At 63.9% G+C, this 11,123-nt stretch carries 13 protein-coding genes; 8 read left to right on the plus strand and 5 right to left on the minus strand.

The genetic code is table 11. The features are described from left to right. Window positions 1–182 precede the first annotated feature (182 nt). On the plus strand, window positions 183–836 hold the full coding sequence (locus tag EN893_RS05960; RefSeq protein ID WP_023809526.1) for a GntR family transcriptional regulator: 654 nt from the start codon (window positions 183–185) through the stop codon (window positions 834–836). Window positions 837–882: 46 nt separating this feature from the next. Here EN893_RS05960 and EN893_RS05965 read toward each other — a convergent pair whose 3' ends face one another. From EN893_RS05965 to EN893_RS05985, 5 genes are all read right to left on the minus strand, one after another. Beyond that, on the minus strand, window positions 883–1,347 hold the full coding sequence (locus EN893_RS05965; protein ID WP_245465939.1) for a VOC family protein: 465 nt from the start codon (window positions 1,345–1,347) through the stop codon (window positions 883–885). A 5-nt stretch (window positions 1,348–1,352) separates the two neighbouring features. After that, window positions 1,353–2,132, minus strand: coding sequence for an SDR family oxidoreductase (locus EN893_RS05970; protein ID WP_127267888.1), 780 nt, complete (start codon window positions 2,130–2,132; stop codon window positions 1,353–1,355). 94 nt (window positions 2,133–2,226) lie between these two features. Further along, window positions 2,227–3,705: an aldehyde dehydrogenase gene (locus tag EN893_RS05975; protein WP_128361447.1), complete on the minus strand. Its 1,479-nt coding sequence runs from the start codon at window positions 3,703–3,705 to the stop codon at window positions 2,227–2,229. Window positions 3,706–3,713: 8 nt separating this feature from the next. Continuing rightward, complete coding sequence (locus EN893_RS05980) at window positions 3,714–4,301, minus strand: thiamine pyrophosphate-dependent enzyme (protein ID WP_127269711.1); 588 nt, start codon at window positions 4,299–4,301, stop codon at window positions 3,714–3,716. Window positions 4,302–4,306: 5 nt separating this feature from the next. Beyond that, window positions 4,307–4,819, minus strand: coding sequence for a thiamine pyrophosphate-binding protein (locus EN893_RS05985; protein ID WP_164748823.1), 513 nt, complete (start codon window positions 4,817–4,819; stop codon window positions 4,307–4,309). Window positions 4,820–4,980: 161 nt separating this feature from the next. Between EN893_RS05985 and EN893_RS05990 the strand changes: the two genes are divergently transcribed. From EN893_RS05990 to EN893_RS06020, 7 genes are all read left to right on the plus strand, one after another. Then, window positions 4,981–5,916, plus strand: coding sequence for a LysR substrate-binding domain-containing protein (locus EN893_RS05990; protein WP_127267891.1), 936 nt, complete (start codon window positions 4,981–4,983; stop codon window positions 5,914–5,916). A 105-nt stretch (window positions 5,917–6,021) separates the two neighbouring features. After that, window positions 6,022–7,170, plus strand: coding sequence for an acyl-CoA dehydrogenase family protein (locus tag EN893_RS05995; protein WP_127267892.1), 1,149 nt, complete (start codon window positions 6,022–6,024; stop codon window positions 7,168–7,170). A 9-nt stretch (window positions 7,171–7,179) separates the two neighbouring features. After that, a complete protein-coding gene (locus EN893_RS06000) occupies window positions 7,180–7,920 on the plus strand; it encodes an NAD(P)H-dependent oxidoreductase (RefSeq protein ID WP_127267893.1) in 741 nt (246 codons plus the stop codon). Beyond that, window positions 7,913–9,043, plus strand: coding sequence for a CaiB/BaiF CoA-transferase family protein (locus tag EN893_RS06005; protein WP_127267894.1), 1,131 nt, complete (start codon window positions 7,913–7,915; stop codon window positions 9,041–9,043). Before EN893_RS06000 ends, EN893_RS06005 begins: the two co-directional genes overlap by 8 nt. Before the next feature lie 10 nt (window positions 9,044–9,053). Further along, window positions 9,054–9,896: a MaoC family dehydratase N-terminal domain-containing protein gene (locus EN893_RS06010; protein WP_127267895.1), complete on the plus strand. Its 843-nt coding sequence runs from the start codon at window positions 9,054–9,056 to the stop codon at window positions 9,894–9,896. Then, window positions 9,890–10,702, plus strand: coding sequence for a CoA ester lyase (locus tag EN893_RS06015; RefSeq protein WP_128361448.1), 813 nt, complete (start codon window positions 9,890–9,892; stop codon window positions 10,700–10,702). The genes EN893_RS06010 and EN893_RS06015 overlap by 7 nt, the downstream gene beginning before the upstream one ends. A gap of 25 nt (window positions 10,703–10,727) precedes the next feature. Further along, window positions 10,728–11,123, plus strand: a 396-nt coding sequence (locus EN893_RS06020) for an MmgE/PrpD family protein (protein ID WP_164900730.1), incomplete at its 3' end; no start/stop codon positions are given.

The raw sequence follows: 11,123 nt of genomic DNA on the forward strand, positions 1-11,123 counted from the left end.
CCGCTCTGTCGACCTGTCGGCCTTCCGCTACGAACGGATCGCTGGCAATCAACCTATCGAGGAACATGTCTACTGAAGCGAAACGGGCGACATGGCATCGCGGTGACAACGGTGCTATGCGTCCACTTCTTCAATCAACACGGCGCCAGTCAACAAACACGGCGGCCGCCTCAGGCTGATTCATGCTCGTACAGAAGAAAACCATCTCGACCCAGGTCGCCGATGCCATCAGGCAGAAGATCCTGATCGGCGAATACGAGGCCAACTTTCAGCTGCGGCAGGAGCATCTGGCCACCGAGTTCGGCGTCAGCCGAATTCCGGTGCGAGAGGCGCTGCATCAGCTTCATTCGGAAGGCTTCGTCACGCTGGTTTCCCACAAGGGCGCCGTCGTCACCTCCATTTCCCTGGACGAGATCCTCGAGCTCTACGAATTGCGGGCCCGGATCGAAACATGGCTACTGGCCCTCGCCATTCCAAGGATGACGGAGGCCGACCTCGCGCTGGCCCGCGAGCGTGCAAAGCAGCACCAGGAGCAGGGCAAGACCGGCGAGTATTCGAACCAGCTCAACTGGAACTTCCACGCCGCGCTCTACGCGCCGTCCGGCCGCAAGGCGACGATCGAACTGGTCGGGCGCATCTATCAGCAGCTGGAACGCTACACGCGCATGATGGTGACGCTCACCGAGATCCAGGCACAGTCCGACCGCGACCACTGGCAACTCATCGACCTGTGCGAAGCCAAGGATACGCTGCGCGCCGTCGGCCTTTTGGAAATGCATATCATCACCAGCGGCAAATTCCTGGTCGACCGGCTTGAGGAATTGCGGGGCAGCTGATCAGTCGCCCCGTCTCCTTGTCCAGCCCCAATCCTTCGCGCGAAGATCATTTGCCGGGCAGATTGGTCGCCCGGGTCAGCAGGATCACGCCCGCCTTGTCGGCCGTATCGTAATAGGTGAAGCCGGTGCGGTTTTCCCGGCGCCCGCGCATCAGCACGGGAAGCCCGTCGTCCTGCGCCTTGGCCTCGGCTGCATCCGCATCACGAACCTCGAAGCCGATATGGAAGACGCCTTCACCCTTGCCATTGAGATGAATCCGCTGCGGTGAAGGATCGCCGTTCGGCTCGCACAGTTGCAGCTGAACGTTCGGCAAGTTGCAAATCCGGTATTGCATCGCCTTGAAACCCTCGGGGCTTGGGACCTGGAGTTCTTCGTATTCGGCCAGCGGCGGATAGGACTCCCATGGCCCGATGCCGATGGAGTCATAATAGGCCTGCGCCTTGTCGATATCGTGCACGACGATGCAGATGTGATGCAGCTTGTCGAAATTGCCCATGTCGTCACTCCCCATTCTTCTCACTCCTTGATCGGGACCGTATAGTTCAGAACGCGGCGCCCCCCGTCGGGGTAGATCGTCTCGCCGGTGATGTAGGAAGCGTCGTCGCTGGCCAGGAATGCCACGACCGAGGCGATCTCGGCTGCCGTGCCGAGGCGCCCGAGCGGTGTACGCGAAAGGACTGCCCGTCTCATTTCTTCCGAATCGATGAATGTCCCGTCCATGACCATGTCCGTGGCGATGGTGCCCGGGCCGACACCGACCACGCGGATGCCATGGGGAGCGAAGGCGACGGCGGCGGTGCTGGTGACCTGGTTCATGCCGCCCTTGGAGATCGCGTAGGTGGCGACACGCGGGTTGGCGAGGCCCGAATTGATCGACGACATGTTAATGATGACGCCGCCTCCACCCTGCGCGATCATCTGGCGGGCTGCGGCCTGGGTGCCCATGAACGCGCCCTTCAGATTGACGGCGAGAACCCTGTCGTAGTCCGCCTCTGTGATGTCGAGAAAGTCCTGGACCGGAGCGATGCCGGCATTGTTGACCATGATGTCGACACGGCCGAACTTCGCCACCGCCGCTGCAATCAGCCCATCGACCTGGTCCTTCTTGCTGACATCCGTGACGACCGCCAGGACGCTGTCGGTGGTACCGATTTCAGCGGCACATTTTTTTAACTCCACGGCATCGATGTCGCCGAGCACGAGCTTCGCGCCTTCGGCCAAAAAGCGTTCCGCGCAAGCGCGTCCGATGCCGCGCGCCGCGCCTGTGACAACCACCACCTTGCCTGCCTGTCTCATGTCCAATCCTTCGATCATTTGTAAGTCGGCCACCGTCTCAGGGAGCATGGGCCGAGCTTGGCTAGGAATGGGGATTCTCCCACCGAAGCCTAGCCTAGCGGATAACGAAGGGATTGGCGGTCTTGCCGGCGGTGTCTATCCACACCGTCTTGGTCTGCAGATAGGAATTGATGGCGTCCTGCCCGCTTTCGCGCCCGATACCGCTCCTCTTGTAGCCGCCGAAGGGCGCCATGTAGGAGACGGCACGGTATGAATTGATCCAGACCATCCCCGCTTCCATCGCGGCCGCGCCGCGCAGCGCCCTGCCCATGTCGCTGGTCCATATTCCCGCCGCCAGCCCATAGGGGCTGTCATTGGCAATGGCGAAGGCCTCGTCCTCGTCGTCAAAGGGGATGACGGACAGGATCGGCCCGAACACCTCCTCACGCGCGATCCGCATGGTGTTGTTCACGCCGGTGAAGATGGTGGGCTCGACGAACCAGCCCTCGGCCAATTCACCCGAGGCCGGCTTGCCGCCGCCCAGCACGCAAAGCGCACCCTCGCGGCGCGCGATGCCGAGATAGGACAGCACCTTCTCGCGCTGGGCTTGCGTGGTGATCGGCCCGACCTGCGTCTCTTGCAGCGCCGGATTGCCCAATCGAGCGCTGGCCGCCAGCGTTATGACGCCTTCCACGAACCGGTCGTGGATTTTGCGATGCACCAGCAGCCGCGAACCCGCGATGCAGGTCTGGCCGCTGGCCGCGAAGATGCCTGAGATCGCGCCGTTGACCGCGCTCTCGATATCGGCGTCGTCGAAGACGATGTTGGCCGATTTGCCGCCGAGCTCCAGCGTGACGGTCTTTAGCTGTTCGGCAGCCGCCCGATAGACCGCGATCCCGCCAGGCTCACCACCAGTGAAGGCGATCTTGGCGACGTCGGGATGAGAGACGAGTGGCGCGCCGACATCAAGCGGCATGCCGGTAACGGTGTTGACCACGCCGGGCGGGAAGCCTGCCCGCGCAAACAGTTTCACGAACTCCAACGTCGAGGCCGAGGCGTGTTCCGACGGTTTGATGACGACAGTGTTGCCTGCCGCCAGCAGCGGCGCGAGCTTCCATGTCAGAAGTAAAAGCGGCGAATTCCAGGGCACGATCGCTGCAATGACACCCAGCGGCTCGTGGCGGGTGAAAGCGAGCATGCCAGCCTTGTCGATCGGCAGCACCGACCCTTCGATCTTGTCGGCAAGACCGCCGAAATAGCGGAACCATTCCGGGATATAGCGCAGCTGTGCCGTCATTTCGGTGAGCAGCTTGCCATTGTCGCGCGTCTCGATGGCGGCAATACGATCTACGTTCTCGGCGATCAGATCGGCCAGCCGCACGAGCAGCTTGCCCCGCGCGGTCGGCGTGATGCCGGCCCATTCCTTCGACCGGAATGCTGCCTTCGCGGACGCCACGGCGGCGTCCACCTGGCTCGCTCCTCCACGCGGGATCAGCGCCCAGGGCCTGCCGGTGAACGGATCATGGCTCTCGAATGTATCGGCTGTCGATTGCAACCGACCGCCGACCGTGTTCTGGAAACTAACCAGCGCCATATCGGTCCTCAACAGGTGGCAAAGCCCAGATGGGCGCGAAAACGGTTCTTGACCTCGACCGCGTCGCGCGGCGGCAGCGAGCGCGGCAGGTTCTCGGCGGTGATTTTCAGCACGAAAAGGCGCGGACCGTCGGCCGGGCGCCGAAGTTCTCCACAGAGCATGTCGACCTCCTCCAGCGTACGCAGCTCGGCGGTCTTCGAAAAACCGCAAGCGGCCGCGACCTTGTCGAAACCAATGCCCTTGCCGGTATGGCTGGACTGCATGCCGGTCTCGCCGAAATGCTGATTGTCGAGCACGATCAGGTCGAGATTTTTCGGCCGCGCCACCGAGATCGTCGCCAGCGAACCGAACGCCATCAGCTGTTCGCCATCTCCGGTGATCACCATGACCCGCTTGTCGGGTTGGGCCTGGGCAAGCCCGAGGCCGATCAGCGCAGCACCCCCCATGGCGCCCCAGAGATAGTAGTTGTCGTTGCGGTCGCCGGCGGCATGCACGTCGTAGCTCGGCGAGCCGAGACCGGTCACGACCAGGGCGCCGTCACGGGCGTCAAGCAGCTTCTTCACCGCAACCCGGCGGTCCATCGTCGGCAAATTCATGTCGCTCACCACTTCTTCTTGCCGAGCAGCCGCTGCCCGATCAGCACGGCAATCTGCTGGTCGGCGTCGAAAGCCATCAAGGCTGCCTGCGCCACCGTCTCCACCAGGTCGGGACCGGTTTCGGCGCGCAGCACCCTGAGCCCGATCGCCTTCAGCGACGCCTCCGTCGCCTGCCCCATCGGCACTTGCCACGGGTTGAACTCGGCCCATTCGCCCCGCATCGTCACCAGGACGAGCAAGGGGAAGCGCGCCTGCACGGGAAGCGACAGCATGTTGATGCAATTGCCGACACCGGAGGATTGCATGAGCACGACGCTCCGCTTGCCACCGAGCCAGGAGCCTGCTGCGATGGCGATGCCCTCCTCCTCCGTCGTCAGCACATTGGTGACGACTTCGGGATCCTCACTGAAAAGGCGGATCAATGTGGTATGACCGGCATCCGGCACATAGGACATGTGGCTGATGCCGGCAGCCTTGAGCACCTCATAGACCTGATCCGGCCACTGCCTTTCAGACACGGTCGGAGCGGCGGCAAGCGCTGCTGCTTCCGGAGGTTTTGCTTGTATGCTCGCCGTCACCTTGCATCTCCGAGATATTGGACTGGCATTAGACTAGCGCGCTTGACCGATGCAATCTTCGTCTCTTTCTCGTGATCAGATATAATGGTATTCGATAGCTCATGGAGTTATCGCAGCTACGCACCCTCATCCATGTCGCCGAACTCGGCAGCCTCAGCAAGGCCGCCGACCGGCTGCACATTGCGCAGCCGGCGCTCAGCCGGCAGGTGCGCATGCTGGAGGAGGAATTGGGCTTTGCCCTTTTCCTGCGCCACGGACGCGGCATGGTGCTGTCCGAGCAGGGCAAGGAGGTGCTGGCGCACGCCATGCGCGTGATGGCCGAGATCGACGAGATCCGCGCCACGGCCACACCCGCCGATGCGCCGCTGACCGGCGAAGTGGCCATCGGCCTGCCGCCCACCGTTGCCGACATTATTTCGCTGCCGCTGGCGGCCGCCTTCGGCAAGGCCCATCCCAAGGCGAAGCTCAGACTTGTCAGCGCCTACACCGGCTATCTGCTGGACTGGATGCACCGCGGCGAGGTGGACGTCGCGGTACTCTACGACCCGCGCATGGCGCGTTCGCTGCGCTCGCGCCCGCTGCTCCTGGAAAACCTCTTCCTGATCGGACCGCCGGATGCGGGATTTTCAACCGTGCGCGCCGTGTCGTTCGCCTCGCTCGCCGGCAAGCGCCTGCTGCTGCCCAGCATCAAGCACGGGTTACGCATCATCGTCGAACGCTGCGCCACGGATGCCGGCATCACGCTCGATGTCGGCATCGAAGCGGACTCCTATTCGGCGCTGAAGGACCTGGTGCGCAACGGCCATGGCTGGACGATCCTGCCGCTCGCCCCTATCCATGCCGATGTGACCGCCGGGCTGCTCACCGCCGCGCCATTGATCGATCCGGTGCCCGTGCGCCGCCTGATCCTTGCCTACCCGGCGGACCGGCCTGCCTCGCGGCTCGCGCGGTTTGCCGGACAAGCGATAGAGGACATCGCCAAGGATCTTGTCGGGCGGGCCGTCTGGGTCGGCCAGCTTCTCGGCCCTCCACCATAAGCATTAGAATTCCGTTATATCTGCTCACGTCCGCCCTGCATTGCTGACAGGGCACGGAGGCGCGATAGTGAGGCCCGCAGCAAGACGAAAACCCGGACAAACCTCATGGAAGCCTATCAGGACATTCGCGATGCCGTCGCCAGGCTGTGCACGCGCTTTCCCGGAGAATACTGGCGCGCACTCGACAGGGACATGGCCTATCCCGGCGACTTCGTCGCAGCGTTGACGCAGGCCGGTTGGCTCTCGATCCTGATCCCGGAGGCATATGGTGGCTCGGGCCTGCCGCTTTCGGCCGCCGCTGCCGTGCTGGAGGAAATCCAGCGCGCCGGCTGCAATGGTGGCGCCTGCCATGCCCAGATGTACACGATGGGCACGCTTCTTCGCCACGGCTCGGAAGCCCAGAAGCAGCGATACCTGCCGAAGATCGCCGCGGGAGAATTGCGCCTGCAGGCATTCGGCGTCACCGAACCGAGCAGCGGGACCGACACGGGGGCGCTCAAGACCACTGCTCGCCTCGATGGCGATCATTTCGTGGTCAAGGGCCAGAAGATCTGGACCAGCCGCGCCGAGCATTCGGATCTGATGCTGCTGCTGGCGCGGACCACACCGCTGAAGGACGGCATGAAAAAGACCGACGGCCTCTCCGTCCTCATCGTCGACATGCGCGAAGCCGTCGGCAACGGCCTCACAATCCGGCCGATCCGCACCATGATGAACCATGCCACCACCGAGGTCTTCTTCGACGATCTGCGCGTACCCGCCGAAAACCTGATCGGCGAAGAGGGGAAGGGATTCCGCTACATCCTCTCGGGCATGAACGCCGAGCGCATCCTGATATCAGCCGAATGCATCGGCGATGCGAAATGGTTCATCGAAAAGGCCAGCACCTACGCAAAGGAGCGGCATGTGTTTGGCCGGGCGATCGGCCAGAACCAGGGCATCCAGTTTCCGATCGCAAGGGCCTACGCCAACATGCGCGCGGCCGAACTGATGGTGCGCGAGGCGCTGAGCCTCTACGAGGCCGGCAAGAACCCCGGATCCGAAGCGAACATGGCCAAGATGCTGGCGGCCGACGCTTCGAACGAAGCAGCCAATGTCTGCATCCAGACTTATGGCGGGTTCGGTTTCGCGGAAGAGTACGATGTCGAGCGCAAGTTCCGCGAGACGCGTCTTTATCAAGTCGCGCCGATCTCGACCAACCTCATCCTGTCATACCTTTCCGAGCACGTGCTTGGACTGCCGCGTTCCTACTAGGAGTCGTCCGTGAACGTCCTCATCGTCTATGCACACCCGGAAGCAAAATCCTTCAACGGCGCCATGAAGGATCTGGCCGTGGAAACCTTGACCCGCGCAGGCCACGATGTGGTCGTCAGCGACCTCTATGCGATGGGCTTCAATCCTGTCGCAGGGCCGGGCGACGTATCGGGCGAGCGTAACGATCCGGACTTCTTCAGCCTGCCGCGCGAACAGACCGCCGCCTACGAGGCCGGCGCACTGTCGGCCGATATCAGTGCAGAGATCGAAAAGGTGAAGCGGGCGGCCTTCGTGCTGTTCCAGTTCCCGGTCTGGTGGTTCGGAATGCCAGCAATGCTCAAGGGCTGGGCCGATCGCGTCTTCGCGCGCGGTTTCGCCTATCTGCCGGGCCGCAAATACGACACCGGCATGTTCAGGGGAAAGCTCGCCATGGTGGCCGCCACCACGGGCACGTCGGCCGACACCTACGCGCCCGACGGCATCGATGGCGACATCCTCACCGTGCTGTGGCCGATCCACAATGGTCTGCTGCGCTATTCCGGCTTCGACGTGCTGCCGCCCTTCGTCGCCTACATGCCGGGCCGCGTCGGCGACGATGGCCGCAAGGCCTATCTGGACGCCTACCGCAAGAGGCTCGAGGACATTGATGGCACGCCGCATCTGTTCTTCCACGCCGCCGAGGACTACGGCAAGAACGAGCGGCTGAAGCCTGGTGTGCTGGCGCGCTCGGGAGTGCAGCGCAATGTCTGACGGCGCCCGCCCACTGGAGGGCCTGTTTGTCGTTTCGATCGAGCAGGCCGTCGCCGCTCCGCTCTGCACGGTCCGCCTTGCCGATGCCGGCGCACGCGTCGTGAAGATCGAGCGTCCGGAAGGCGAAACCGCGCGTCATTACGATTCCGCAGTGGAAGGCATGTCGGCTTACTTCGTCTGGCTCAACCGCGGCAAGGAGAGCGCGGTGCTCGACCTGAAGAGTGAGCACGACCTGGCTCTCCTGCACCGGATGGTCGCGCGCGCCGACGTCCTCGTGCAGAATCTCGTGCCGGGCGCCATCGACAGGCTCGGCCTCTCGGCCGATACAATTGCGAAAGAGTTTCCTCGGCTGATAGCCATCAACATCGTCGGCTACGGGCAGGACACGCCCTACGCGGCCATGCGCGCCTACGACATGCTGGTGCAGGCCGAAAGCGGCATCTGCGCCGTTACCGGCACGCCGGACACGCCAAGCAAAATCGGGGTTTCCGCCGCCGACATCGCCACCGGCATGAATGCCCATGCAGCGATCCTCGAAGCCTTGCTGGCGCGCCAGAAGACCGGGCGCGGCCGCATTGTCGAGATTGCCATGTTCGACGCCATGGCCGACTGGATGACCGTGCCGCTGCTGCACTACGAATATGCGGGCCGCGAGACGCAGAGATATGGCCTGGCGCATGCTTCGATCTACCCCTATCGACCTTATGCCTGTCGGGATGGCAGCGTGGTCGTGTCCATCCAGCAGAACAATGAATGGAAGCGCTTCTGCACGCTCGTGCTGCAAAGGCAGGATCTGTTCGCCGACGAACGCTTCGCCACCAACACCTGGCGGGTTGCCAACCGCACGGCGCTCGACGCCGAGATCGAACCGATCTTCGCGGCAATCGACTGCGACGAGGCCATAAGCCGTCTCGACGAGGCGCAGATCGCCTGGGGCCGGGTGAGTGCAATGCGCGACCTGCCGCACCACAAGGCGCTCCGCCGGACGGAGGTGGCACTGCCGGACGGCAAGCGCATCGCAGTACCCAAGCCGGCAGGGCGGCCGGAGGGATTTGCAACGGTTCCAAGCGTCCCCGCGCTTGGCGCCGATACGGACCGGATCCGGTCCGAATTCGCCGCCTGACGAGGACCTCATGAGCCTGGACACAAGCACACTGCAGGAATGGGTTGGACGCACGCACGAGGTCGAGGATGTTGTGACCCCGCGCCTGCTGGCCAGCTTTGGCGCCACGCTTGGGGACCACGCGGCGCAGACTGCCGAGGGCGCGGCCGCGCCCGGACTGCATTGGTGCCTGGCGCCCGACATTGCCGCCATGCGAGAACTCGGACCTGACGGGCACCCGGCCAAAGGCGGCTTCCTGCCGCCGGTGCCGCTTCCGCGTCGCATGTGGGCTGCCAGCGACATGCGTTTCATGGCGCCGATCCGCTCTGGCGACCGCATCCGCCGCCGCTCGACGTTGGCCGCCATCGAGGAGAAGCAGGGCCGCACCGGCCCGCTCACCTTCGTCACGGTCCGGCACGACATCGCCAACGATTCCGGTCCGGTCATCGAGGAGGACCAGATCATCGTCTATCGCGGCGCCGAAGCCGCTGCTGCGTCCCCTGCCCCGCCGGCCAATTCGCCCCTGGCCGCATCGCACGAGCGCACGATCGACATCGATCCCGTGCTGCTCTTTCGATATTCCGCGCTGACGTTCAACGGGCATCGCATCCACTACGACGCGCCCTATGCCACGGGGGTCGAGCACTATCCCGGGCTCGTCATCCATGGCCCGCTGCAGGCGACGCTGCTGATGAACTTCGCCGCCGCCATTGTCGGTCAGTCGCCGCGCCGTTTCTCATTCCGCGGCGTCCATCCGGCGACTGGCCCGCAGCGCCTGCTTCTGAGCGCAACATCCCCAGGCCAGGACGGCATGGCTCTCGAGGCACGGTCGTCCGACAGCCATGTGACGGTGAAAGCCACGGCGCAATGGTGAGCTTCGTCACGCCTGTCGTGCCGCTATTCGTGCCGGGCTCACGTCCTGAGCGGTTTGCCAAAGCCGACAGCAGCGGCGCGGACGCAGTCATTCTAGACCTCGAGGATGCCGTCGCCCCTGGCGACAAGGACCGCGCTCGGGAAGCGGTCGTTGCTCATGCAGCCGCGCTGAAATCCGCGGTCGTGGTCCGCATCAATGCCGCCGGCACATTTTGGCACCAGGCGGACATCGCTGCCGTGCGGCGCCTTGACGGCGTCTCCGTCATGCTGCCCAAGGCCGAACGTCCGGAAGACATTGCCGATATGGCCAGGCACATGGCACGCAGCGTTTCCGTCATCGCGCTGGTCGAGAGCGCCGTCGGTCTCGCCAACTTGCCGGACATATTGGCCATGCCCAACGTCGTTGCCGTCGCCTTCGGCTCGGTCGACTTCTCGCTCGATCTCGGTTGCGCGCATGATCGGCTGATCCTGCTTGCGGCTCGTAACGAAATCGTCTGGCGTTCGCGCGCCGCTGGCCGGGCCGCGCCGATTGACGGCGTAACGACCGACCTGAACAGTCCCGAAATCACCGAGGATGACGCCCGCCACGCCATGAAGATGGGTTTTGGCGGCAAGATGGCCATCCACCCGAGGCAGATCGAGCCGATTCGCAGTGGCTTTCGCCCGAGCGATAATGACATCACATGGGCACGAGACATCGTCGGCGCAGCCTCGTCCGGCGAAGCTAGCCAGGTGAACGGCGAAAGGGTGGATCGGCCGGTCATCGAGCGCGCAAGGCAGGTCCTGCGCCGGGCCGCTTTGGTCTAAAGGGCATGCAGGGGAGGAGCAACGGATGAGCCTGGACACCGCCGATTGGCCAACCGCCAGGCTCTGCGCCTTCATTGCCGAACTCGACTTCGAACAGATCCCGCCGCGCGTCGTTCATTTCGCGCAAGGATTGATGATCGACTGGCTCGGCTCGGCGCTGGCCGGCAAGGGCGCGCACCAGGTCGAGATGATCGACGGTTTTGCGCGTGCCATGGGGCCGGCGGACGGCCCAAGCACCATCATCCCGACGCGGCGGCGCACAAGCCCCTACTTCGCAGCGATGGTCAATGCGGCGGCCTCCCATGTCGTGGAACAGGACGACGTTCACAACGGCTCGGTCTTTCACCCGGCGGCGGTGATCTTTCCGGCCGTTTTGGCGGTTGCGGAGGCTGAGGAGAAGACCGGCCGCGAAGTCCTGACT

Source organism: Mesorhizobium sp. M7A.F.Ca.CA.004.04.2.1, assembly GCF_004022825.1.
Classification (GTDB): Bacteria; Pseudomonadota; Alphaproteobacteria; order Rhizobiales; family Rhizobiaceae; genus Mesorhizobium.

What these genes read in the sequence shown, in the direction of transcription:
- EN893_RS05960 (WP_023809526.1), top strand. Translation starts at nt 183, where the DNA reads ATGCTCGTACAGAAGAAAACCATCTCGACCCAGGTCGCCGATGCCATC.
- EN893_RS05965 (WP_245465939.1), bottom strand. Translation starts at nt 1,347, where the DNA reads ATGGGGAGTGACGACATGGGCAATTTCGACAAGCTGCATCACATCTGC.
- EN893_RS05970 (WP_127267888.1), bottom strand. Translation starts at nt 2,132, where the DNA reads ATGAGACAGGCAGGCAAGGTGGTGGTTGTCACAGGCGCGGCGCGCGGC.
- EN893_RS05975 (WP_128361447.1), bottom strand. Translation starts at nt 3,705, where the DNA reads ATGGCGCTGGTTAGTTTCCAGAACACGGTCGGCGGTCGGTTGCAATCG.
- EN893_RS05980 (WP_127269711.1), bottom strand. Translation starts at nt 4,301, where the DNA reads ATGAATTTGCCGACGATGGACCGCCGGGTTGCGGTGAAGAAGCTGCTT.
- EN893_RS05990 (WP_127267891.1), top strand. Translation starts at nt 4,981, where the DNA reads ATGGAGTTATCGCAGCTACGCACCCTCATCCATGTCGCCGAACTCGGC.
- EN893_RS05995 (WP_127267892.1), top strand. Translation starts at nt 6,022, where the DNA reads ATGGAAGCCTATCAGGACATTCGCGATGCCGTCGCCAGGCTGTGCACG.
- EN893_RS06005 (WP_127267894.1), top strand. Translation starts at nt 7,913, where the DNA reads ATGTCTGACGGCGCCCGCCCACTGGAGGGCCTGTTTGTCGTTTCGATC.
- EN893_RS06010 (WP_127267895.1), top strand. Translation starts at nt 9,054, where the DNA reads ATGAGCCTGGACACAAGCACACTGCAGGAATGGGTTGGACGCACGCAC.
- EN893_RS06015 (WP_128361448.1), top strand. Translation starts at nt 9,890, where the DNA reads ATGGTGAGCTTCGTCACGCCTGTCGTGCCGCTATTCGTGCCGGGCTCA.